This window comes from Kiloniellales bacterium, assembly GCA_030064845.1.
Classification (GTDB): domain Bacteria; phylum Pseudomonadota; class Alphaproteobacteria; order Kiloniellales; family JAKSDN01; genus JASJEC01.
This window is the reverse complement of record JASJEC010000027.1, coordinates 40,219-62,930: the sequence shown is the minus strand read 5'-3', so window position 1 is coordinate 62,930 and position 22,712 is coordinate 40,219. Positions and strand designations below refer to the sequence as shown.

Annotated in this window: 18 protein-coding genes; 14 read left to right on the top strand and 4 right to left on the bottom strand. The window is 69.4% G+C overall.

The features are described 5' to 3' along the window. Positions 1–86 precede the first annotated feature (86 nt). From ruvA to thiD, 14 genes are all read left to right on the top strand, one after another. Positions 87–704, top strand: a complete 618-nt coding sequence (gene ruvA / locus QNJ67_12045) for a Holliday junction branch migration protein RuvA (protein MDJ0609698.1) — start codon at positions 87–89, stop codon at positions 702–704. Then, positions 701–1,765: a Holliday junction branch migration DNA helicase RuvB gene (ruvB, locus tag QNJ67_12040; protein MDJ0609697.1), complete on the top strand. Its 1,065-nt coding sequence runs from the start codon at positions 701–703 to the stop codon at positions 1,763–1,765. Before ruvA ends, ruvB begins: the two co-directional genes overlap by 4 nt. Then, complete coding sequence (ybgC, locus tag QNJ67_12035) at positions 1,762–2,238, top strand: tol-pal system-associated acyl-CoA thioesterase (GenBank protein MDJ0609696.1); 477 nt, start codon at positions 1,762–1,764, stop codon at positions 2,236–2,238. Before ruvB ends, ybgC begins: the two co-directional genes overlap by 4 nt. A 2-nt stretch (positions 2,239–2,240) precedes the next feature. Beyond that, positions 2,241–2,969 (top strand): protein TolQ, encoded by a 729-nt coding sequence (tolQ, locus tag QNJ67_12030; GenBank protein ID MDJ0609695.1) that lies wholly within the window; start codon positions 2,241–2,243, stop codon positions 2,967–2,969. A 3-nt stretch (positions 2,970–2,972) separates the two neighbouring features. Beyond that, positions 2,973–3,422, top strand: coding sequence for a protein TolR (tolR, locus tag QNJ67_12025; GenBank protein ID MDJ0609694.1), 450 nt, complete (start codon positions 2,973–2,975; stop codon positions 3,420–3,422). A 15-nt stretch (positions 3,423–3,437) separates the two neighbouring features. Further along, a complete protein-coding gene (locus QNJ67_12020) occupies positions 3,438–4,304 on the top strand; it encodes a hypothetical protein (protein MDJ0609693.1) in 867 nt (288 codons plus the stop codon). 56 nt (positions 4,305–4,360) lie between these two features. Continuing rightward, complete coding sequence (gene tolB, locus QNJ67_12015; GenBank protein MDJ0609692.1) at positions 4,361–5,704, top strand: Tol-Pal system beta propeller repeat protein TolB; 1,344 nt, start codon at positions 4,361–4,363, stop codon at positions 5,702–5,704. A 182-nt stretch (positions 5,705–5,886) separates the two neighbouring features. Then, on the top strand, positions 5,887–6,378 hold the full coding sequence (gene pal / locus QNJ67_12010; GenBank protein ID MDJ0609691.1) for a peptidoglycan-associated lipoprotein Pal: 492 nt from the start codon (positions 5,887–5,889) through the stop codon (positions 6,376–6,378). A 218-nt stretch (positions 6,379–6,596) separates the two neighbouring features. After that, complete coding sequence (gene ybgF, locus QNJ67_12005; protein MDJ0609690.1) at positions 6,597–7,523, top strand: tol-pal system protein YbgF; 927 nt, start codon at positions 6,597–6,599, stop codon at positions 7,521–7,523. Positions 7,524–7,572: 49 nt separating this feature from the next. Continuing rightward, the gene (gene tilS, locus QNJ67_12000; GenBank protein MDJ0609689.1) at positions 7,573–8,910 is read left to right on the top strand and encodes a tRNA lysidine(34) synthetase TilS; all 1,338 of its coding nucleotides are present in this window, start codon (positions 7,573–7,575) and stop codon (positions 8,908–8,910) included. 97 nt (positions 8,911–9,007) lie between these two features. Continuing rightward, positions 9,008–10,945, top strand: a complete 1,938-nt coding sequence (gene ftsH, locus QNJ67_11995) for an ATP-dependent zinc metalloprotease FtsH (GenBank protein MDJ0609688.1) — start codon at positions 9,008–9,010, stop codon at positions 10,943–10,945. A 124-nt stretch (positions 10,946–11,069) separates the two neighbouring features. Continuing rightward, complete coding sequence (folP, locus tag QNJ67_11990; GenBank protein ID MDJ0609687.1) at positions 11,070–12,161, top strand: dihydropteroate synthase; 1,092 nt, start codon at positions 11,070–11,072, stop codon at positions 12,159–12,161. Between the two features lie 253 nt (positions 12,162–12,414). After that, the gene (glmM, locus tag QNJ67_11985; GenBank protein MDJ0609686.1) at positions 12,415–13,815 is read left to right on the top strand and encodes a phosphoglucosamine mutase; all 1,401 of its coding nucleotides are present in this window, start codon (positions 12,415–12,417) and stop codon (positions 13,813–13,815) included. Beyond that, positions 13,812–14,615 carry a bifunctional hydroxymethylpyrimidine kinase/phosphomethylpyrimidine kinase gene (gene thiD / locus QNJ67_11980; GenBank protein MDJ0609685.1) on the top strand — a complete coding sequence of 268 codons (804 nt, stop codon included), beginning with the start codon at positions 13,812–13,814 and terminating at the stop codon, positions 14,613–14,615. The genes glmM and thiD overlap by 4 nt, the downstream gene beginning before the upstream one ends. Here the strand turns inward: thiD and QNJ67_11975 are convergent. The 4 genes from QNJ67_11975 to QNJ67_11960 form a co-directional block, all read right to left on the bottom strand. Beyond that, positions 14,605–17,223 (bottom strand): MMPL family transporter, encoded by a 2,619-nt coding sequence (locus QNJ67_11975; protein ID MDJ0609684.1) that lies wholly within the window; start codon positions 17,221–17,223, stop codon positions 14,605–14,607. The genes thiD and QNJ67_11975 overlap by 11 nt on opposite strands. Positions 17,224–17,505: 282 nt before the next feature. Beyond that, a complete protein-coding gene (locus QNJ67_11970; protein ID MDJ0609683.1) occupies positions 17,506–18,384 on the bottom strand; it encodes a DMT family transporter in 879 nt (292 codons plus the stop codon). A 98-nt stretch (positions 18,385–18,482) separates the two neighbouring features. Then, on the bottom strand, positions 18,483–21,947 hold the full coding sequence (smc, locus tag QNJ67_11965; protein ID MDJ0609682.1) for a chromosome segregation protein SMC: 3,465 nt from the start codon (positions 21,945–21,947) through the stop codon (positions 18,483–18,485). Between the two features lie 53 nt (positions 21,948–22,000). Continuing rightward, positions 22,001–22,630, bottom strand: coding sequence for a DsbA family protein (locus tag QNJ67_11960; protein ID MDJ0609681.1), 630 nt, complete (start codon positions 22,628–22,630; stop codon positions 22,001–22,003). Positions 22,631–22,712: the final 82 nt, after the last annotated feature.

Here is a 22,712-nt window from a genome sequence, read left to right as displayed (position 1 = left end):
GCGATCTGCCACAGCCACCACGCCGCGACCCGGCGGCGCTGGTCGGGCGGCCAGCCGGGCGGGCGCGACGCGGCAAGGCCCGGCACATGATCGGCAAGCTGACTGGACGCCTCGATTCCCTGGGCGAGGACTGGGCCCTGGTCGACGTCTCCGGCGTCGGCTACGTGACCTTCTGCTCGCGCCGGACCCTGGGAGGCCTGCCCGGCGCCGGCCAGCCGCTCTCCCTGCTGGTCGAGACCCACGTGCGCGAGGACCATATCCATCTCTACGGCTTTCTCGACGCCGACGAGCGCGACTGGTTCCGGCTCCTGTCCACGGTCCAGGGGGTCGGCGCGAAGATGGCGCTGGCGATCCTCTCGGTGCTCTCGCCCGGACAGCTGATCCAGGCAATCGCCGCCCAGGACAAGACCCAGCTGACCCGGGCCAGCGGGGTCGGCCAGAAGCTGGCGGCCCGGATCGTCACCGAGCTCAAGGACGAGGCGGGCGGCCTGGTCCTGAAGCCGGCGGCGCCGGCCGGCGCCGCCGAGTCCGGCACGGCGCCGGAACTGGGCCAGGCTGCAGAGGACGCGGTCTCCGCCCTGGTCAACCTCGGCTACCAGCGCGGCGACGCCTTCGGCGCGGTGGCCAGGGCGAGCGGCCGGCTCGGCGGGGACCTGGCGCTCGAGTCCCTGGTCAAGGAAGGGCTGAAGGAGCTCTCGTCATGACCCCGGCACGCCCCGTGACGGCCGAGCTTGCCGCCGGTGACGCGGAAACCGAGGTCTCGCTCCGCCCCGGCAGCCTCGCCGAGTTCACCGGCCAGCTTCAGCTGCGCGAGAATCTGGCGGTCTTCATCGAGGCCGCCCGGACGCGCGGCGACGCCCTGGACCATGTGTTATTTTTCGGGCCGCCGGGGCTCGGCAAGACCACCCTGGCGCAGATCGTCGCCCGGGAAATGGGGGTCGGCTTCCATGCCACCTCGGGGCCGGTGATCGGGCGCGCCGGCGACCTCGCTGCGATCTTAACCAATCTTCAACCGCGCGACGTCTTGTTCATCGACGAGATTCACCGCCTGAGCGCGGCGGTCGAAGAGATTCTCTATCCGGCCATGGAGGACTTCCAACTGGATCTCGTCATTGGCGAGGGACCCGGCGCGCGGTCGGTCCGCATCGATCTGGAACCCTTCACCCTGGTCGGCGCAACGACCCGATCCGGCCGCATCACCACGCCGCTGCGCGAACGCTTCGGCATTCCGCTCAGGCTGAACTTCTACCTGCCGGAGGAACTCAGGCAGATCGTGCAGCGGGGCGCGCGGGTCCTGAAGATGGAGCTGACCCCGGAAGGGGCGCTGGAGATCGCCCGGCGTTCGCGCGGCACGCCGCGGGTGGCTGGTCGCCTGCTGCGCCGGGTGCGGGATTTCGCCGCGGTCGCCGGCAGCGGGGTCGTCGACGCCGAGGTGGCCGACGCGGCGCTGCGGCGCCTCGACGTCGATCAGCGGGGCCTGGACGCCATGGACCGGCGCTACCTCGGCTGTATCGCCGGCAGCTACGAGGGCGGCCCGGTCGGGGTGGAGACCCTGGCCGCCGCCCTGTCCGAGCAGCGCGACGTGCTCGAGGAGGTGATCGAGCCCTACCTGATCCAGCAGGGACTGCTGCAGCGCACGCCACGGGGCCGCATGCTGACTGCGGGCGGCTACGGCTATCTAGGCCTCGAGCGGCCGGCCGGGGCCGGGCAGTTCGACCTCCTGGCCGAGGGCACACCGGGCGACGACGCGGAGACCTCGGCGTGACCGGGACCTCGGGCCGGATTGAGGACGGCGAGCATATCCTGCCGGTGCGGATCTACTACGAGGACACGGACACGGGCGGCATCGTCTACTACGCCAACTACCTGCGCTTCGCCGAGCGGGCGCGGACCGAGATCCTGCGCCTCGCCGGCGTCGAGCAGCGCAGCGTCGCGCGGGAGCGGGGCGTGGTCTTCGCGGTGCGGAACGTTTCCGCCGACTACCGAAAGCCCGCCTACCTGGACGACCTGCTGGAGGTCCGCTCCCGGCTGACCCGCCTCGGCGCCGCCTCGATGGACGCGGTACAGACCATCGCCCGCGCCGGCACGCCGCTGGTCGAGATGAAGGTCGGGATCGCCTGCGTCGGGCAGGACGGCCGGCCGGTTCGGATCCCGGCCGATCTCCGCGACGCCCTCAGCGCATTTGTTCCAAGCGAAGAGCGCCGGCGCGACGCCGGCCGAAACGGAAATGGACCTTAGCCATGGAGACTGAAGCCGTTGAATCGGTCGATCTGGGCGGCAGCCTCGATCACGGCCTGACCATCTGGGGCCTATTTCTCGACGCCGACATCGTCGTGAAGGCCGTGATCGTCATCCTGATCCTGGCCTCGTTCTGGAGCTGGGCGATCATCTTCGAGAAGGCCGTGCGCATCCGGCGCCTGCGCAGCCTCGCCAACCGCTTCGAGGACACCTTCTGGTCGGGCGGTTCCCTGGACGAGCTCTACGAGGAGCTGGACCAGCACCCGCCGGACCCCATGTCGGCCATCTTCGTCTCGGCCATGCGCGAGTGGCGCCGCTCGCGGGCCGCGGTCTCGGCCACCGCCGGGCGCCTCCGGGCCGGCCTGCAGCAGCGCATCGAGCGGGTCATGGACATCACCCTCGGCCGCGAGATGCAGCGCCTGGAACGCCATATGATATTCCTCGCCTCGGTCGGCTCGGCGGCCCCCTTCATCGGCCTGTTCGGCACCGTCTGGGGCATCATGAACGCCTTCACCTCGATCGCGGCGGCCAAGAATACGACGCTGGCCGTGGTCGCGCCCGGCATCGCCGAGGCGCTCTTCGCCACCGCGCTCGGGCTGGTCGCGGCGATCCCGGCGGTGATCGGCTTCAACAAGCTGTCGACCGACCTGGGCCGCTACGCCGCGCGGCTCGAGGCCTTCGCCGGCGAGTTCACGGCGATCCTCTCGCGACAGCTCGACGAACAGGACTGAGCCATGGCCGGCAGCTTCACCTCACGCGAACGACGCAGCGGCACGCGCGGCCGCTACCGCCCGATCAGCGAGATCAACGTCACGCCCTTCGTCGACGTCATGCTCGTGCTGCTCATCGTCTTCATGGTGACCGCCCCGCTCTTGACCGTGGGCGTGCCCGTCGACCTGCCGAAGACCCAGGCCAAGGCGCTTTCGCAGCCCGAGGAGCCTCTGGTCATCTCGATCAACAACCAGGGCGCCGTCTTCATCCAGGAGGATCCGATCGAGATCGAAAAGCTGGTGCCGCGCCTGGTCGCCATCACCGACAACAAGCCGGACACCCGGATCTACCTGCGCGGCGACCGTGCGGTCGACTACGGGCGCATCATGGAAGTGATGACCCGGGTCAACACGGCGGGCTTCACGCGCCTGGCGCTGGTCTCGGAGCTGCCGCGCAAGGGAAAGCGGAACTGATCGCGGAACGGCTCGATGGGACGCGCGGCGCTCTATTCCGGACTGCTCCACCTGACGGTGATCCTCGTCCTCGTGGTGGGATTGCCGTCGCTGGTGTCCGTGGAGGACGTGCCGCCGCCGATCCCCGTCGAGCTGGTGTCGCTCGCCGAGGAGGACAGCCCGCCGCCCAAGCCGGAGCCCAAGCCGGTCGAGGCGAAGCCGCAGCCCCGCCCGGAACCGAAGCCGGAACCCGACCCGGAGCGGCCCACGGTGCCGGCCAATCTGCCGAAGCCGGCGCCCGAGCCCGCGCCGGTCCCCGAGCCCGAACCGGAGGAGCTCGCGGTGCCCAAGCCCGACGACCAGCCGGCGCCGGAGGCGATCGCGGAACCCGAGAAGGCGCCGCCGCCCAAGCCGCCGAGCAAACCGAAGATCAAGGCCACGGTGCGCGCCAAGCCCGAGCCGAAGAAGGAAGAGGAAGACCGCTTGACGACGATCCTGCGCAACGTGGACAAGATGCGCAGACAGCAGAGCCCCGCCGAGGAGACCCCGGCAACGGCAACCCAGACCGCCGAGCAGCCGCCGACCAGCCGGATCGAGCAGGCGACGCTGGCGCGCCTGATCGCGAGCCAGATGGCGCGCTGCTGGCGGATCGATCCCGGCGCGCGCGCCGCCGAGAACCTGGTCATCGTGATCCGGGTCACACTGGACCGCTCCGGCGAGGTGATGCGCATTGACTTCGTCGAGGAGGACCGCTTCACGAGCGACGCTTTCTACCGCAGCGCGGCCGAGAACGCCCGGCGGGCGATTCTGGAGTGCGCGCCCTTCGATCTGCCGACCAAGAAGTATGACGTTTGGCGCGAGATGACCCTTCGCTTCGATCCGGCCAGGATGTTCGGAGGCTGACCGGTGAAAAACGTACGTACAGACCTCAGATTGAACTCAACCAGCAGAAACGAGTCATGAGAGCAATGAAACGACTTCAAGGCGTTCTTTTCGCGGCCGCCTTCTGCGCCGCCGGGCTCCTCGCGGCGTCCGGGCCGGCGCGGGCCCAGCTCTTCGTCGACATCACCGAGGGCTTCGTCGATCCGCTGCCGATCGCGGTGACCAGCTTCTACGCGGCGGACGGCGAAGAGCGGAACACCGGCAGGTCGATCGCCGAGGTGATCTCGGCCAACCTGGAGCGCTCGGGGCTGTTCCGGCCGATCGACCAGGCGGCCTTCACGCAGAACGCCGAGAGCCTGCTGAAGGGCCCGCGCTTCGGTGACTGGCGCGTGATCAACGCCCAGGCCCTGGTTCAGGGCAGCCTCGAGATGCAGAACGACGGCCGGCTCCGAGTCGAGTTCCGCCTGTGGGACGTCTTCGCGGAGGAGAACATCGCCGGCTTCGCGTTCTTCACCACCCCGTCCAACTGGCGCCGGGTCGCCCACATCATCACCGACGTGATCTACAAGCGCCTGACCGGCGAAGACGGCTACTTCGACACCCGGATCGTCTACGTCGCGGAGAGCGGCCCCCAGAATCGCCGGACCAAGCGGCTCGGCATCATGGACCAGGACGGCGAGAACCACCGCTTCCTCACCGACGGCAACGAGCTCGTCCTGACCCCGCGCTTCTCGCCGACCACCCAGGAGATCACCTACCTGTCCTACATCGGCGAAATCCCGCGGGTCTACCTGTTCAACCTGAACACGGGTCAGCAGGAGGTGCTGGGCGACTTTCCCGGCATGACCTTCGCCCCGCGCTTCTCGCCCGACGGCAACAAGGTCATCATGAGCCTGGCCGAGAACGGCAATTCCGACATCTACACCATGGATCTGCGGACCCGGAAGGTCAGGCGGCTGACCAACCACCCGGCAATCGACACCTCGCCGTCCTTCTCGCCCGACGGCCGTCAGGTCGCCTTCAACTCGGACCGGGGCGGCAGCCAACAGATCTATGTCATGGATGCCGACGGCAGCAACGTACACCGGATCAGCTTCAACCAGGGCCGCTACGCGACCCCGGTGTGGTCGCCGCGCGGCGACCTGATCGCCTTCACGCGCATGTCGGGCGGCGAGTTCTACATCGGCGTCATGCGTCCGGACGGTAGTGGTGAACGGATGTTAACCAACGGATTTCTGGTCGAGAGCCCGACCTGGGCGCCCAACGGGCGCGTACTCTCCTTCTTCCGGCAGACGCCGGCGGACTCCCGAGGACGGCTGACCAGCAAGGTCTATACCATTGATCTGACCGGGTTTAACGAACGGGAGGTGGTGACCCCGATCGACGCCTCGGACCCGGCTTGGTCCCCCTTGATTCCCTAGGGGAGCGCCGTTATAGTCCGCTGGCCTGCGCGCGGCAGGAGGCCCGGAGTCGAGATCATTTCAGCTGTCGCGACCGCCTCTACTTACCGGAGACATCCAGCAAATAGGGACCTTACCAACTAGGCCCAGGGGGACCGATTTAGAGGCATCGGCCCGGGGGGCTTGTCTTGAGAGGGCAAAACATGCGCTTTAAGCTTCTCAGTGTGTTCGCCGCCATGCTCCTCGTGGCGGGCTGCGAGACCGCACCGCAAGAGACCACCGAAGGTGCAGCAACGACCACGATCACGCCGTCTGCACCGCCTCGGACACCGGAAGCCGAGTCGGACCAGGAGAACCTCCTGATCAATGTCGGCGACCGGATCTTCTTCGACTTCGACAAGTACGACCTCAAGCCCGAATCCCAGGAGACGTTGCAGAAGCTGGCGGCCTGGATGGAAGAGCGGCCGCGCACGACCATCACGATCGAGGGTCATGCCGACGAGCGGGGCACGCGCGAGTACAACCTGGCCCTGGGTGAGCGCCGTGCCAACGCGGCGCGCGACTACCTCATGGCGCTCGGCGTTTCCGGCGGGCGGGTCCTGACGATCAGCTACGGCAAGGAGCGCCCCGCCGTGCTCGGCTCCAACGAAGCTGCCTGGGCCCAGAATCGGCGCGACGTCTTCGTCGTTAACTAAGGGTTAAGGCCCTCCGATCTTGTCGTCTTGAGCCCGCTCCGAGACGCGCTCCGACGCGCGTCCCGGAGCGGGTTTTTCAACAGGGCACCCGTACCAGCGCCCACCCGGCCGCGCGCCGCCGCCGGGACGGCGCCTTTTTGCCCCGGCCGCCACATTTGTGCCAAGAAACTGAGGCATAAACGCGCGGTTTTCTGTTCCGCAAGTATCCGAGCCACGCCATGAACGTAGGGTCCAACAAACCCGCTTCGTCTTTGGGCGGGAGCCGGCGCCACGCGGCTCTCCGCGCGTTCTCGCCCTTGCTCCTGGTCCTGGCGCTGAGCGCGCCGCCCGGCGCCGCTGTCGCCCAGGACGGCGACGTCAAGACCCTGATGGACCGAGTGACCCGGCTGCAGACCGAGCTGACCACGCTGCAGCGCTACATCTATCAAGGCAAGGAACCACCGGCTGAGCTGGCGCCCGGCGGCGGATCCGAGACCCAAGCGGCCCGGCTCGAGGTACGCCTTGCGCAGCTCGAGACCGAGCTGCGCAGCCTGACGGGCCAGATCGAGGAGCAGAACTTCAAGATCCTGCAGTTCGGCAAGAGGCTCGACAAACTGGTGGCCGATATCGACGTACGCTTGCAGCGTCTCGAAGGCGGCGCTGTCGCGCCCGCAGAGCAGGGCGCCAGCGCAGCCGGCGAGGCGCCTGCTCCGGCCTCGGCCGCACAGGGCGCCGCCGCCCAGGGCGAGACACGCCAGGTCGCCAAGCTCGACTCGGGGGCGACTCCGGAAGAGCAGTACGAGTACGCGTTCGGCCTGCTCAGCCGCAACGACTACGACGGCGCAGAGCGGGTATTGAGCGCCTTTCTGGAGCAGTACCCGGCCGACAAGCTGGCGGGCAACGCGAAGTACTGGCTCGGTGAGACGTACTACGTACGGGGCCGCTACACCGAGGCCGCGATTACCTTCGCGGAAGGCTACGAATCCTACCCGGACAGCGTGAAGGCGCCGGACAACCTGCTGAAGCTGGGAAAGTCCCTGGCCGCACTCGGCCAGACCGAGGACGCCTGCGGCACCTTTGCCGAGCTCCACGCGCGCTACGGCTCGGCCTCCTCGACCATCCTCCAGCAAGCCAAGAACGAGCAGAAGAAGCTGTCCTGCCCGTGACCGCGGGCGCGTGTTGCGGCGCCGTGGCGGCGCAGCCGGCCCCCGTCTCGTGACCGGGACGGCGACAGGCGCGCTCTCGGCGGCCGAGGTGGAGCGGCTGATGGCGGCCTTCGCGCCCTTCGAGCCGCGGCCTCTGATCGCCGCCGCGGTCTCCGGCGGCGCCGACAGCATGGCGCTGGCGGTCCTCTTGCAGGCCTGGGCCCTGGAGCGGGATGGCCGCATCCTGGGGCTGGTGGTTGACCACGGGCTGCGCCCCGGCTCCGCTGAAGAGGCCGCGGAGGTCCAGACCCGGCTGGAAGGACTCGGCCTCGAGGCCCGGGTTCTGACCGCGACCGGGCCGGCCGCCGAGTCGAACCGCCAGGCCTCGGCCCGCGAGGCGCGCTACCGGCTCCTGCTCGGCGAATGCAGACAGCGGGGAATCCTGCACCTCGCGCTTGCCCACCACCGCGAGGATCAATCCGAGACGATGCTGCTCCGGCTCGCGCGGGGCAGCGGACTCGACGGCCTCGCGGCCATGCCGGCGCTGCGCGAGACACCCGAAGCCCGCCTGATCCGTCCCTTTCTGGCCGTGCCGCGGGCCCGCCTGCGCGCCACCCTCGAGCTGCACGGCGTCACCTGGATCGAGGATCCCTCGAACCGGGACGAGAGCTTCGACCGCGTCCGCCTGCGCCGGCTCGGGCCGGACCTCGCCGCCGCCGGCCTCGACGCCGGGCGCCTGGCCGGCGCGGCCTGCAACCTCGGGCGGGCGCGCGGCGCGCTGGAGCGCACGACACACCGGCTGCTGGCGGAAGCCGTGACCCTGGACCCGGCGGGCTTCGCGTGGCTCCGGCCCGAGATCTTCGGCGCGGCCTCGGAAGAAGCGGCTCGGCGCGCCCTGGGACGCATCCTCGCCGTGCTGGGGGGATCGGTCTATCCGCCGCGGGGCGCGTCTCTGGACCGCCTGCTGGCCGCCCTGCGGGGCGGCACGGCGAAGGGCGCGACCCTGGCCGGCTGCCGGGTTGCTCAGCGCCGTGGCAAGCTGCTGGTCGCGCGGGAGACCCGAACGCTGCCCAGCCGGCCGATCCGTCCCGGCGAGCGCCTGCGTTGGGACGGCCGCTTCGAGATCGGGCTGCGCGGCGGGGCGGCGCCAGGCCTCCCGGGTCTGCACGTCGGTCCCCTGGGCCGCGACGGCTGGCAGGAGATCTCCCGGAGCGTGGGCCGGACGGAAGCTGCGCGCATCCCGCCGCTGGCCAGACCAGGGTTGCCGGCGCTGCGAGACGGGCGTGGCGTCCTGGCCGTTCCCCATGTTAGATTTGAGAGGTCGGGCGCGGCGGCCGGCGGCGCTTCTCTGGATTGCCGCTTCGCGCCTGATTTGGCCTTGACTCAGGTCCATTTTACAGTTGCTTAGGTGGCGCGGCCGCTTATCTCTAAGAGGAGCCCTGGGGTAGGGTTAAGATACAGGACGGCAGACAGCGGCGCGGCGCGGACAAGGTGGAAGGGACGATATCGTGAATTTCAGTCGCAATGCAGTGCTCTGGATCTTCATCGTTCTGCTTTTGTTTCTGCTGTTCAATCTGTTCCAAGGCACCTCGACGCGGGGGCCGGCGACGCCCCTCAAGTTCTCTGATTTCGTCCAGGATACCCGCAACGGCCAGATCCGCGATGTAACCATACAGGGCCAGCACATCACCGGTCATTTCTCCGACGGCCGCCAGTTCCAGACCGAAGCGCCCCTGGACCACGATCTCGTGCCGACGCTCCTCGAGAATGGCGTGGCGATCACCGTGTCGCCGGAAGACGACGTCAACCCGCTGCTCTCGATCCTGATCTCCTGGTTCCCGATGCTGCTCTTGATCGGCGTCTGGATCTTCTTCATGCGCCAGATGCAGTCGGGCGGTGGCAAGGCCATGGGTTTCGGCAAGAGCCGCGCGCGGCTGCTGACCGAGAAGCTGGGACGCGTCACCTTCGACGACGTGGCCGGCATCGACGAGGCCAAGACTGAGCTGGAGGAGATCGTCGAGTACCTGCGCGATCCCCAGAAGTTCCAGCGCCTGGGCGGCAAGATCCCCAAGGGCTGTCTCCTGGTCGGCCCGCCGGGCACCGGCAAGACGCTGCTCGCGAGGGCGATCGCCGGCGAGGCGAACGTGCCGTTCTTCACCATTTCCGGCTCGGACTTCGTCGAGATGTTCGTCGGCGTCGGCGCCAGCCGCGTGCGTGACATGTTCGAGCAGGGCAAGAAGAACGCGCCCTGCATCATCTTCATCGACGAAATCGACGCGGTCGGCCGCCACCGCGGCGCCGGCCTGGGCGGCGGCAACGACGAGCGCGAGCAGACGCTGAACCAGCTGCTGGTCGAGATGGACGGCTTCGAGGCCAACGAGGGCGTGATCCTGATCGCCGCGACCAACCGGCCCGACGTGCTCGACCCGGCCCTGCTGCGCCCCGGCCGCTTCGACCGCCAGGTCGTCGTGCCGAACCCGGACATCCTCGGCCGCGAGCGCATTCTGAAGGTTCACATGCGCAAGGTGCCGCTGGCGCCCGACGTCGAAGCGCGGACCATCGCCCGCGGCACGCCGGGCTTCTCCGGCGCCGACCTGGCCAACCTGGTCAACGAGGCCGCCCTGCTCGCGGCCCGCGCGGGCAAGCGGGTGGTCACCATGGCCGACTTCGAGGCGGCCAAGGACAAGGTGCTGATGGGCTCCGAGCGGCGCTCCATGGTGATGTCCGAGGAGGAGAAGGCGCTGACCGCCTATCACGAGGCCGGGCACGCCCTGGTCGGTCTCCACGTCCCGGGCAACGATCCCCTGCACAAGGTGACGATCATCCCGCGCGGCAGGGCGCTCGGCGTCACCATGAACCTGCCGGAGAAGGACCGCTACGGCTGGAAGCACGCCGAACTGACCGCCAAGCTGGCGATGATGTACGGCGGCCGAATCGCCGAGGAGCTGATCTACGGCAAAGAGAACGTCACCACCGGCGCCAGCAACGACATCCAGCAGGCGACCAACATGGCGCGCGCCATGGTCACCGAGTGGGGCATGAGCGACAAGCTCGGCCGCCTGCGCTACGTCGACAACCAGGAAGAGATCTTCCTCGGCCACTCGGTGGCGCGCAGCCAGACGATCTCCAGCGAGACCCTGGAGATGATCGACCAGGAGATCCGGCGCATCATCGAAGAGGCCGAGACCACGGCGCGCAAGGTCCTGACCGACAACATCGACGACCTGCACAAGCTGGCCAAGGGCCTGTTAGAGTACGAGACCCTGAGCGGCCCCGAGGTCGACGCGATCCTCAACGACGAGCCGATCGACCGCTCGGACCAGACCGGCACGACGGGCGAGAGTGGCCGCCGCTCCTCGGTCCCCTCGAGCGGCAAGCCCGCCCGCGGAGAGGGCAAGGAAGGCCCGGGCGGCCTGGAACCGGAGCCGCAGCCCGAGAGCTAGCGCGGCAACCGGATTGGCGGACGACAAGGAGGCCCCGCCCTCGAGCGGGGCCTCGTACTTTCCTGCAACGCAGGCTTTTCAGCCCCCGGACGGGGGCGGATTGTCAATCCGAGGCCAGCAGGGCATGAACGAACCGCGCCCTCCGCGTCAGGCGTCCCTCTACATCAGACCCATGAGCCCGGACTGCGCATTGGTTGGACAACCCGGCGCGGCCATGCTGGCCGGCGGTCCGCTAGGCTTCGCTCTTTGCGAGCTGGTCCAGCGGGACGGCGCTGCGGCAACAGCGAAAGAGGTTCTAGCGCTCGACGGGATCGCCGCGCGGCTGGCCGACCTCGACGCTGAAAAAGCCGCGGCAGGTCGGGCCTGGCTCAAGAACCTGAGCGGGCCCCGTCCCGACTTCGCCGGCCTGGCCATGACCGAGCCGCAGATCATGGGGGTGATCAACGTCACCCCGGACAGCTTCTCCGACGGCGGCGACCGCTTCGATGGCGGGCGCGCGGTCGAGGATGGCCTCGCCATGATGGCGGCCGGCGCCACGATCCTCGACGTCGGCGGCGAGTCGACCCGACCCGGCGCCGAGCCTGTGACCGAGGCCGAGGAGCTGCGCCGCGTGGTGCCGGTCGTCCGGGCTCTTGCCGACCAGGGCGCGCGGGTCTCGATCGACACCCGCCATCCCGCCGTCATGGCCGAGGCGCTCGGCGCAGGAGCGGCCATCGTCAACGACGTCACCGCGCTGACCGGACACCCCGACAGCCTGGACCTGGTGGCCGAGGCCGGTGTCCCGGTGGTCCTGATGCACATGCAGGGCGAGCCGCAGACCATGCAGGCGAGCCCACGCTATGACCATGCGGCGCTCGACGTCTTCGACTACCTGGCAGCCCGCGTGGCGGCCTGCGAGGAAGCCGGCGTCGCGCGGGCGCGGATCGCGGTCGATCCTGGTATCGGGTTCGGCAAGACCCTGGCGCACAACCTGGAGATCCTCTCCCACCTTTCCATGTTCCACGGACTCGGCTGCCCGATGCTGCTCGGCGTCAGCCGCAAGAGCTTCATCGCCAAGATCGCCGGCGATCTGGCGCCGAAGGAGCGGCTACCCGGCTCCCTCGCGGCGGCACTTGCCGGCGTGAAACAGGGCGTCCAACTGCTGCGGGTCCACGACGTGGCCGAGACAGTCCAGGCTCTCGCGGTGTGGCGGGCGGTCGAGAAAGCGGCACCGTGATCCGCCGAGGGGGATCCCGTGTGAGCGCCTTAGCCTTATTGTAAGTCCTGTGAGAGACGATCGATGGATTGGCTGAATGCTTTCGAGGGGATCGCCCCTCGATGCCCGCCCCCCGACAGAGCGCCTTCTTTCGGGCAAACTCGGGCGCTATGCAACGATAAGCCTTGGAACCGCGCGGCGGATCGACTAAGCGTCAGGTGCCGCCCGGGCGTTCGCCACGGCGCGCACTTCAGGAAAGCGGATTGAGCGGCCCATGACACGACGGCTTTTCGGGACGGACGGGATTCGGGGACAGGCCAACAGCGAGCCGATCACCCCGGAGACGGTCCTCAAGGTCGCCATGGCTGCCGGTACGGAGTTCCTCCGCGGACAGCACCGGCACCTGGTGGTGATCGGCAAGGACACGCGGCTCTCGGGCTACATGCTGGAGCCTGCGCTGGCCGCCGGCTTCACCGCGGTCGGCATGGACGTGGTCTTGCTCGGCCCACTGCCCGCGCCTGCGGTCGGCATGCTGACGCGGTCGCTGAGAGCCGATCTGGGTGTCATGATCTCGGCCTCGCACAACCCCTACTATGACAACGGGATCAAGCTGTTCGGCCCGGACGGCTACAAGCTCTCCGACGAGGTGGAGCAGCGGATAGAGGCCCGCATGGCGGACGGCGTGTCGCAGCACCTCGCCGCCGCCGACCGCCTGGGCCGGGCCCAGCGGATGGAAGACGGCGTGGGCCGCTACATCGAGTTCGTCAAGAGCGCCTTTCCCCGCCACCTGCGCCTGGAAGGCCTGAAGATCGTCGTCGACTGCGCCAACGGCGCCGCCTACCGCGTGGCCCCGACCGTGCTCTACGAACTGGGCGCCGAGGTGGTACCCCTGGCGGTCGACCCGGACGGCTTCAACATCAACCACGACTGCGGCGCCACCGCGCCGCAGCGCATGCAGGAAGCCGTGGTTGAGAACGGCGCCCACCTCGGCCTGGCCCTCGACGGCGACGCCGACCGCCTGATCGTGGCGGACGAGCGCGGCCAACTGATCGACGGCGACCAGTTGCTGGCCCTGATCGCCGGCTCCTGGCAGGACCAGGAGCGGCTGACGGGCGGCGGGATCGTCGGCACCGTAATGTCCAACCTCGGGCTGGAACGGTTCCTCACGAGCCGGGGGCTCGCCCTCGTGCGGACGCCGGTCGGCGACCGCTACGTCGTCGAGACGATGCGGCGCGACGGCTACAACCTGGGCGGCGAGCAGTCCGGCCACATCATCATGTCCGACTATTCGACCACCGGGGACGGCATGATCGCGGCGCTCCAGATGCTGGCGGTCCTGGTCGGCGCCGAACGCAGCGCCGGCGAGGTGATGCAGGTCTTCGAACCGCTGCCCCAGCTTCTGCGCAACGTGCGCGTCGCCGACGCCGCTGCCCTGCTTCAGGACCCCGGCGTCAAGGCCGCGATCGCCAAAGGCGAATCCGGACTCGGCGGCAACGGCCGGCTGCTCATCCGCAAGTCAGGCACCGAGCCGGTGATCCGCATCATGGCGGAAGGCGAGGACCAGGATCTGATCGGCCGGGTCGTCGAGGAGATTGCCCGGACAATCTCTCAAGCGAGCGCCCAATCTGGCGACGACCGCCAGGCCGCGGTCGCCCAGGGCGCCAGTCGGCGATGATGGCGCGCGTCCTGATCGTAGCCGGCTCGGATTCGGGCGGCGGCGCCGGCATTCAGGCCGACATCAAGACCGTTACCGCGCTGGGCGGCTACGCGGCGACCGCCGTGACCGCCCTGACCGCACAGAACACCCGGGGGGTGACCGGCGTTCTGCCGGTCGAGCCCGCCTTCATCCGCGAACAGATGGAGCGGGTCATCGAGGATATCGGGGTCGACGCGGTCAAGACCGGCATGCTGCACGACTCGCCGGTCATCGAGGCGGTCGCCGACGTGCTGGCGCCTCTGGCCGACCAGGTGCCCATCGTCGTCGATCCCGTCATGGTGGCGCAGAGCGGAGACAGCCTGATCACCCCGGAGGCGGTGGCGACCCTGAAGCGCTGCCTGCCCGTGATCGCGACCCTGCTGACACCCAACATCCCCGAGGCCGAGCGCCTTACCGGCCTGGAGATCAAGACCGTCGACGATATGCGAAAAGCGGCCGAGATGCTGCTCACCACGGGCTGCCGCAACGTCCTTCTCAAGGGCGGCCACCTCGAAGGCGATACCGTGGTCGATGTCCTGGCAACGGAAGACGGCCTCAAGCTGTTCGAAGACGCGCGGATCGAGACCACCAGCCTCCACGGCACGGGTTGCACGCTGGCATCCGCAACCGCCACCGGGCTGGCCCAGCAGCTCCCACTGCGCCGCGCCGTGATGCGCGCCCGGGCCTACCTGCGCGAGGCGATCAGGACCGCGCCGGGTCTGGGCGGCGGGAGCGGCCCGCTCAACCACGGGCACACCGTGCAGCCCTTTACGGTCTAGCCCTCGACAGGCCGTGCCTCAGTGCCAGGAGCGCCGGCAGCACGATCAGAACAGACAGCATGGTCAGGCCGATCGAAATGGTCAGCAGCTCGCCCATGCTGGCCATGCCCTTGTGGCTCGAGGTCGCCAGGGCGCAGAAGGAGCCGATCGTCGTAAGCGCGCTGAACAGGACTGCGCGCGGCGTCGAGGTGTACATCAGCGCCCGCCCACTCGCGGCCCCACGCGCCTCGTCGCGGCTCCGGGCGACCATGTGAATTCCACCCGCCACGCCGAGGCCGAACAGCAGCGGCAGGACGATCACGTTGGCGAAGTTGAACGGCCGCCCGAGGACGACCGTCGCGGCGATGGTCAGGAGTGCGGCCAGGGTAAGCGGCGCCAGCACCAACAGGCTGTCGCGCAGGTTCCTCAGTCGCCAGAGCAGGAGCAGCGTGATCAGCAGCAGTGCGGTCCCGGCGGCCTGCAGGAAGGCGTCGACGACCGCCCTGCCGGCCGCCGTGATGATCATGGGCGCACCGGTCGCCTGCGGGGCGACGGCGCTCACCACGTCGACGAAACGCGTCCGCTCGTCCCGCTCGCGCAGGTTCTCGGCCGGGAACACCTCGAGCAGGCTGCGCCCGTCGGCCGTCAGCTTTCGGGCCTTGAGGGCCTCCGGCAGCGCGTCCACGTCGACGGGTTCAGCGGTGATGGCCTCGGCGAGCGCCGTCAAGCGCCCGGGCAGGTAACCGAGCAGCAGGGTCTCGAGCCGCGCCAGGTTCGCCGGGGTCGGGTCCAATCGGCTCAGGGCGTCGGCGAGCCGCGTCGCCGCCGGCAGGTCGGGCAGGCCGGCGAGCCCCGTCACGGCGGCCTTGAGCGCCTCGAAATCCGCGCGCCGCGCGCTCGGCTCCTTGTCGCCGACCGGAGCGCCCGCGCCGGCCAGCGCGCCGCCCAGGAAGAAGGCCATCTCGTCGATCACGGCGAGCTTGTCGTCCTGCTGCTCCGGGACGAAGTTGAGCAGGGTCTCCGTGCGCCCGACCTCGGGTAGCGTCGCCAGCTCTCCGGCGAGCGCGACCGAGGACTCCAGGTTCTCGGTCAGGATCTTCACGGCATAGGGCTCGATGCGGGGGTCGTCCAGCGTCTCCAGGAGCGTCCGCACCGAGGGACTGTCGGGATCGCGCAGGTTGAGCGGATCGTCGTCGAAGCGGGCGAAAGGGACCGCCAGCAACGCCACAATGCCCAGAAGAAGCGCAACGCCGACGATGACCTTGGCGCGGCGCTCGAGCACGACCTGCAGATGGATGCCGACGCGGCTCGGCTTGTGCGCCGCCGCGAGGCGGGGCGGAAAAAGCGCGAAGAGCGCCGGCAGCACGGTGAGGTTGGCGAACAGCGCAATGAACATTCCCGCCCCTGAGATCAGGCCCAGCTCCGACAGGCCCCGATAGGTCGTCGGCAGGAAGGACAGGAAGCTGATCGCCGCCGCCAGCGCGGTCAGGGCGAGAGGCCCGCCGACTGTGCCCGCGGCCGCCTTCAGCGCCGCCGGCACGTCGGCGCCGTGCAGCATCTCCTCTTCGACCCGGAGCGCGAAGTGAATGCCGAAATCGACACTGAGCCCGATGAACAGCACGGCGAAGGCCACGGAGATCAGGTTCAGCTCCCCGACCGCCACCGCGGCGAAGAGCGCGGTCCAGCAGAGACCGATCAGCAGCGTCGTCAGCGTGACCCCGACGAGCCGCAGGGAGCGCAGGCCGATGCCGAGAAGAATCGTCACCAGGACCAGGGAGAGCAGGCCGACCAGGCCGATGCCTTCCTGCACGGTCTTCAGCTCGTCCTGCAGCATGACCGGGTCTCCGGTGATCCGCACCCGCAGATCCGGCTGGGAAACGAGGTCGAGCTCGGCGACCAGCGCGCGAATGCCCCCGATGGCCGCGCGGGCCGGCTCCAGCGTGGAAAAATCGAGCACCGGAGAAACCACGATCAGGCGCCGGTTGGCGGGGACCGCCGGGCTCTCCTCGGACAGCAGCGCCTGCCAGGAGAGCGGCCGCAGGCGGCCCTTTGCGAGGCCTTCGGCGCTGTCGGCCATGGCGGCCAGCGCGGGCCCCAGTTCGGCGCCGATCTCGTCGGCCGCCTCCCCGCCCGCCCCCTCCTCCAACGCCAGGCCGAGCACGGCCGCGAGCCCGCCCAGCGACAGGTCCTCGCTCAGCGCGGCCAACAGCGGTTGCGCCTCGGCCAGGCGGTCCGCCAGAGCGTGCAGCGCGTCCAGTTCGAGGTAGAGCAGGCCGTTGCGACGGAAGAACTCCTCGGCCTCGGGATAGAACACCGCCTGAAACAGGTCGGGGCGGGCGGCGAGGCCCTCGGCGAGCGCAGCGGCGGCCTCCTCGGCGCGCTCGGCGATCTCGCCCTCGACGACGATCAGGATCTCCTCGTCGAGCCGCGGAAAGGCCGCCTCCATGGCGTCGAGGTTGCGCCGGAACGGCAGCTCTTCCCAGAGCATGTCCTTGGTCGAGGTGTTGATCGCCAAGGTGTCCGCCGCGAAGAAGAGACCTCCGCCCGCGCTGAGGCAAGCTAGCAGGACGACCGCGAGAGCGGCGCGGTGGGCCAGCCCGACCCAAGCCGTCAAGAACCTGCGAGCCAATGGTTCCCCTTCCTGCGCCACGCTCCGGCTTCCTTCGTCCTCTCGCACCCTCGCAGGCCGCCAGAACCCGCGGTCTCCGCTTAAATCACTTGGCACCCTAGAGCAAGGTCGGGTCAGTTTGTCTTAACCTGAGCCGACTTGGCTCTAAACATCTGATCTAGCGCGGATTCACTCCGATTGGACGGACCTTCGACCGGCTCCCTTCGAACAGAGTCCGTACTTTGGCGGCCGACCGGCGAACACGACCTCGTCAATCCGGGATCCGGGCAGCGCGAACGCCTCTCATGCGCGCGCTATGCGACTCTCATGACGCAGGCTGTAGTAGTTGCCGACGAAGATCAACGCGGCGCCGAGCAGCACCACAGGATCGAAGACTTCATCATAGAGCACGAAACCGGCGGTGGCGACGATCGGCAAGCGAAGAAACTCGAACGGCATGATGAAGCTCGCGTCGGCCGCGGCCAGGGCGCGCGTCAGGCAGTAGTGGGCCGAGAGGCCGGTCACCGCCAGCAGGCAGAGCCACGGCCAGTGGTCCGCGTCGACCGGCGCCCAGACCAGGATCGAGGCCAGCGCGCCGAAGCCGGTCTGCATCAGCACCATGTAGAACACGATCGGCAGGGCCTGCTCGCTGCGGGTCAGCCATTTGGTCGCCGCGTTGGTCGCGCCGAAGCAGAAGGTGCAGGCCAGCATGATCAGGGCCCCGGCGCTGACCACGGAGAGCCCGGGGCGCAGGATCGCCAGGATCCCGGCGACGCCGAGGGCGAAGGCGATCCACCGTCCCCGGTTCATCCGCTCGCCGAGCAGCAGGACCGCGAGCAGGGCGCCCCAGATCGGCGTGGTGAACTCGATGGCCGAAACGGTCGCCAGCGGGAGCAGGGAGATGCCGATGATCCAGAACACCTGGCCGGCGAAGTGGATCACGTTGCGCAGGGTATGGCCCCAGATCCTGGTCGTCTTCAGTTGCGCCCAGTTCGGGCCGCCACCGGAGAACTGCACGATCGCCGCCAGGATCAGGACGCCCAGGGCGCTGCGGATGAACAGCATCTGGAAAGCGTGAAGATCGGCAGAGAGCTCGCGCACCGAGACGGCCATGATCGCGAAGGAGGTGAGAGCGCCCATCATCCAGGCGATCGCTGTGGCCGGATTGCCGCCGTGCTGCATTCTGCTTCCGGGAACGGGGGTCGAATTGGGAGCCGCAAGGTGGCACGCCGGAGGGACCGAAACCAGGGGGTTTCAGGCGGCGCGGGCGGAACTACCGGTCAGGCGCTCTCGCGCAGTTCTTCCGCAGCTTCAAGGTCGACCGACACGAGCTGGCTGACCCCGCGCTCGGCCATGGTCACCCCGTAGAGCCGGTGCATCCGGGCCATGGTGATGCGGTGGTGGGTGATGATCAGGAACCGGGTCTCGGCGCTGCGCGACAGCTCGTTCACCAGATCGCAGAAACGGTCCACGTTGGCGTCGTCGAGCGGCGCGTCGACTTCGTCGAGCACGCAGATCGGCGCGGGGTTGGTCAGGAAGACGGCGAACATCAGCGCCAGCGCGGTCAGCGCCTGCTCGCCGCCGGACAGCAGCGACAGGACCTGTAGCCGCTTACCGGGCGGGCTGGCCATGACTTCCAGCCCCGCGTCCAGGGGGTCTTCCGATTCGGTCAGCTTGAGGTGCGCCTTGCCGCCGCCGAACAGGCGGTGGAACAGTTCCTCGAAATGCCTGTTGACCTGGTCGAAGGCGGCCAGCAGGCGCTGGCGGCCTTCCTTGTTCAGGCTCGCGATGCCTTGGCGCAGTCGGGCGATGGCCGAGATCAGGTCGGCGCGTTCGCGCTGCATGTCGCCGATCTGGGTGTCGAGCTCGGCGGCTTCCTGCTCCGCGCGCAGGTTGACCGGGCCCATGTTCTCCCGTTCCCGCACCAGCCGTTCCAGCTTGGCCTGAACCTCGGCCTGGGCCGGCAGCTCCTGGCCCGGATCGATCCCGGCCTCCTCGAGCAGGCGGTCCAGGCCGCAGTTGAGCCGTTCGGCGGCCTTCTCCTTGACCGCGGTCAGTGCCTGGGTGCACTGCTCGAGACCGGCCTCGGCGCGGATCCGGTCTTCGCGGACGGCGGCGAGATCCTGCTCGACGCTCTTCAATCCGCGGTCGGCCTCCGCCAGGCGGGTCTCGCCCGCCACCAGGGCGTCGTCGGCGGCCTTGCGGCACTGGTCCGCGGCGCCGATCTGCTCGGCCAGCGCCTCGCGCTGCTGGACGATCTCGTCGGGCTTGCCCGACAGTTTCCGCAATTCTTCCTCGGCCTCGGCACGGCGCCCCGCCAGCGCTTCGAGGTGGGCGACCGAGTCGGTCGCGTGGCGCTTCCACGAGGAGGCTTCCGCGTCGATCGCCAGCAGCCGCTCGCCGCGGCTCCGCGCCGCGCGCTTCAGATGCTCGACCTCGGCCTGAGCCTCGGCCAGCTTGGCCCGGAGGCCGGCGAACTCGGCCCGGTCGGTCTCCAGCGCCGCTCTGGCCGCCGCGAGGTCCGGCTGGCCGTCGCGCTCGGTTTCGCAGGCCGCCAGCGCCCGGCGGCCTTCCGCCTGCTCGGCCGTCAGCCGCTCCGCCGTCTCCGCCAGACTCGCCAGGCGCTGGTCCGAGGAGGCCAGCCGACGCGACAGTCCCGCCTCCTCCTCGCGAAGCTTCTCCACCTCGGCGAAAGCCTGGTTGAAGCTCTGCCGCGCGGCACGCTCGGCGACCAGGGCCTGCTCGGCGCCTTCGCGCGCGCCCGCGGCGATCGTCTTCAGCGTCTCGATCTCGCGGTCCTGGGTTGGCAGGGCGGCGCGCAGCTCGGCGAGGCGGTTCAATTGGGCCAGGCGCGTCGCGGTCGTGCTCGGCGCCTCGGCCCGGGCGGCGAAGCCGTCCCAGCGCCACAGGTCACCCGCCTTGGTGACCAGGCGCTGGCCCGGCCGCAGCGCGGCCTGGAGCCGCGCCCCCGTCGCGAGGTCCGGCACCAGGCCGGTCTGCTCGAGGCGACGGGTGAGGACGGCGGAGCCAGAGACCCTGCGCGACAGCGGCTCGGCGCCTTCCGGGAGCGCCGACGGCGCCCCGTAGGGCGGCAGGGAACGCCAGGCGAGCGGCGCCGTCTCGTCGACCGGCGCGTGGAGGTCGTCGCCCAGAACCGCGCCCAGGGCGGTCTCGAAGCCGGCCTCGACCGAGATCGAGTCGAGCAGCGGCGCCCCCGACTCCGTGCGCTCCGGCACCAGCATCGAGGCAAGGGCCGCGCTCTCGGCGTCGAGCTTGGCGCGTTCCGACTCGGCCTTCTGCAGGGATTCACGCGCCGCGGCCTCCTCTTGGCGTGCGGTCGTCAGGGTCTCGGCGGCCTGATCGGCGCTGCCGCGCGCTTCGGCGAGGGCGGCCTCGAGCTCGGCCAGGCGCGACCGCAGCTGGGCGAGCGCCTCGCTCTCGGCCCGCGAGGCTTCCAGCTCGGCCCGCTCCGCCGCGGTCTCGTTGATCTGCCGGTCCAGACGCGTCAGGCGGTCGGTCACGTCCCGGTGCTGCCGTTCGAGCACGGCGGCCTGGGCTTCCTGCACGGCGATGGCGTTGGTCCGTTCCGCGACCCTGGCCTCGCACTCGGCGGCGGCGGTCTCGGCCACCGCCAGAGCGGCGTCGCTCGCCTGCCGCGTCTCGACCTCGTTGGCCTCGGCGTCGCGCAGCGATTGGCCCTCTTCGCTCAGTCGCTCCAGGGCGTCGGCGGCATCGGCCGCGAGGGACTTGGCCCGGGCCTGATCCTGTTCGATTTCGACCAAGTGCTGGCGGGCGCGCTCCTGGGCCTGGCGGACCTGGGACTCCTCCTTCTCCAGGGCCTCCCGCTCCAGGATCAGCTTCTGCAGCGCCGCACCCGCGGCGGCCGCGGCGGCGCGCAGGTCGGGCATTGCGGCGGCCGCCTCGGCCTGAACGGTCGCCGCCCGCCCCGCGTCTCCGGTCCGCGCGGCGACCTTCTCCTCCATCTCCGCCAGGGCTTCCCGCGCCTGTTCCAGCGCTTGTCGCGCCTGCTCCGCCTCCAGATGACAGGCCATCGCCTCGTGCCGCCGGATGTGCCCCGCCAGATTGCGGTAGCGGCTGGCCTGCCGCGCCTGCTTCTTGAGACCGCGCAGCTGGGTTTCGAGGGTCTCGATGACGTCGTCGAGCCGCTCCAGGTTGGTCTCCGCGGCGCGCAGCCGCAGCTCGGCCTCGTGGCGGCGGGAGTAGAGGCCCGTGATCCCGGCCGCCTCTTCGAGGAGCGCGCGCCGGTCGGTCGGCTTGGCGTTGATCAGAGCGCCGATGCGGCCCTGGCTGACCAGCGCCGTCGAGTGGGCCCCGGTCGAGGAGTCGGCGAACAGCAGCTGGACGTCGCGCGCCCGGACGTCGCGGCCGTTGACGCGGTAGTGGGACCCGTGACCCCGTTCGATGCGCCGGGTGACCGCGAGATCGTCCCAGTCGTTCAGGCCCGAGGGGGCGCCGCGGTCGCTGTTGTCGAGGCTGATCTCGACCTCGGCGATGTTGCGGGCCGGGCGCCCGGCGCTGCCCGCGAAGATCACGTCTTCCATCTCACCGCCGCGCATGCGTTTGGCCGAGGTTTCCCCCATGGCCCAGCGCAGCGCCTCGACAAGGTTGGACTTACCGCAGCCGTTCGGCCCGACGATGCCCGTCAGGCCGGTGTCGATAAAGATCTCGGTCGGATCGACGAAGGACTTGAAGCCCGCCAGACGCAACTTGGTGAACTGGACCACCGGCGGTCAGCTCCCCTCAACGCTTTCGACACTGCGGGCAACATCGAAGGTCGTCACGATTGGGTTTCGATCTCCTCTAGCAACGCCTCGAATTTCTTGGTCTCGAGCGAACCGCGAACCTTGCGTCCGTTGATGACGAAACTCGGCGTAGACTGAACGTCGAAGGTTTCCCGCGCCTTAAGCTGCTGCCGGAGGATCCGGTCCATCTCGGCGTTGTTCGAGATGCAACGATTGAAGGTCTGCTGGTCCATGCCGGCCAGGCGCGCGATCTGGGCCAGGGCCAGGGTCGGATCGGCCGCTCGGGCCCAGACCTGCTGGCCCTGGAACAGGGCGTTGAGGAAGCCGAAGTAGGCGTCGCCCTCGAGGCAGGTCGCCAGGGTGGCGGCGCGGAGCGCCAGGCCGTCGAGCGGATAGTCCCGGTAGACCAGGCGGGCCTTGCCGGTGTCGATCCAGTTCTTCTTGATCGTCGGCAGGGTGTCGAGGTGGAAGGTGGCGCAGTGGGGACAGGTCAGCGACGCGTACTCAATGATGGTGATCGGGGCGTCCGGCGCGCCCATGATGCGGTCACTCGGCAGGATTTCCGCGGCATCGGCCGCCGCCGTCAGCACGCCGAAAGGCGATAGAGGCGTCGCGGCGGCGGCGAAGCCCAGACCGCCAACCATCAGGATCTTCCTACGTTTCATCATTTCCCTACCATATGTTGTATGCTAGTTGCGAAGAGGGGACGTGACAAGCCTCGCATTCTACGGGCTTGAGCGCGCACTT

Coding starts and splice junctions, on each gene's coding strand:
- ruvA (MDJ0609698.1), top strand. CDS start 87: ATGATCGGCAAGCTGACTGGACGCCTCGATTCCCTGGGCGAGGACTGG.
- ruvB (MDJ0609697.1), top strand. CDS start 701: ATGACCCCGGCACGCCCCGTGACGGCCGAGCTTGCCGCCGGTGACGCG.
- tolQ (MDJ0609695.1), top strand. CDS start 2,241: ATGGAGACTGAAGCCGTTGAATCGGTCGATCTGGGCGGCAGCCTCGAT.
- tolR (MDJ0609694.1), top strand. CDS start 2,973: ATGGCCGGCAGCTTCACCTCACGCGAACGACGCAGCGGCACGCGCGGC.
- QNJ67_12020 (MDJ0609693.1), top strand. CDS start 3,438: ATGGGACGCGCGGCGCTCTATTCCGGACTGCTCCACCTGACGGTGATC.
- tolB (MDJ0609692.1), top strand. CDS start 4,361: ATGAGAGCAATGAAACGACTTCAAGGCGTTCTTTTCGCGGCCGCCTTC.
- pal (MDJ0609691.1), top strand. CDS start 5,887: ATGCGCTTTAAGCTTCTCAGTGTGTTCGCCGCCATGCTCCTCGTGGCG.
- ybgF (MDJ0609690.1), top strand. CDS start 6,597: ATGAACGTAGGGTCCAACAAACCCGCTTCGTCTTTGGGCGGGAGCCGG.
- folP (MDJ0609687.1), top strand. CDS start 11,070: ATGAACGAACCGCGCCCTCCGCGTCAGGCGTCCCTCTACATCAGACCC.
- glmM (MDJ0609686.1), top strand. CDS start 12,415: ATGACACGACGGCTTTTCGGGACGGACGGGATTCGGGGACAGGCCAAC.
- thiD (MDJ0609685.1), top strand. CDS start 13,812: ATGATGGCGCGCGTCCTGATCGTAGCCGGCTCGGATTCGGGCGGCGGC.
- QNJ67_11970 (MDJ0609683.1), bottom strand. CDS start 18,384: ATGCAGCACGGCGGCAATCCGGCCACAGCGATCGCCTGGATGATGGGC.
- QNJ67_11960 (MDJ0609681.1), bottom strand. CDS start 22,630: ATGAAACGTAGGAAGATCCTGATGGTTGGCGGTCTGGGCTTCGCCGCC.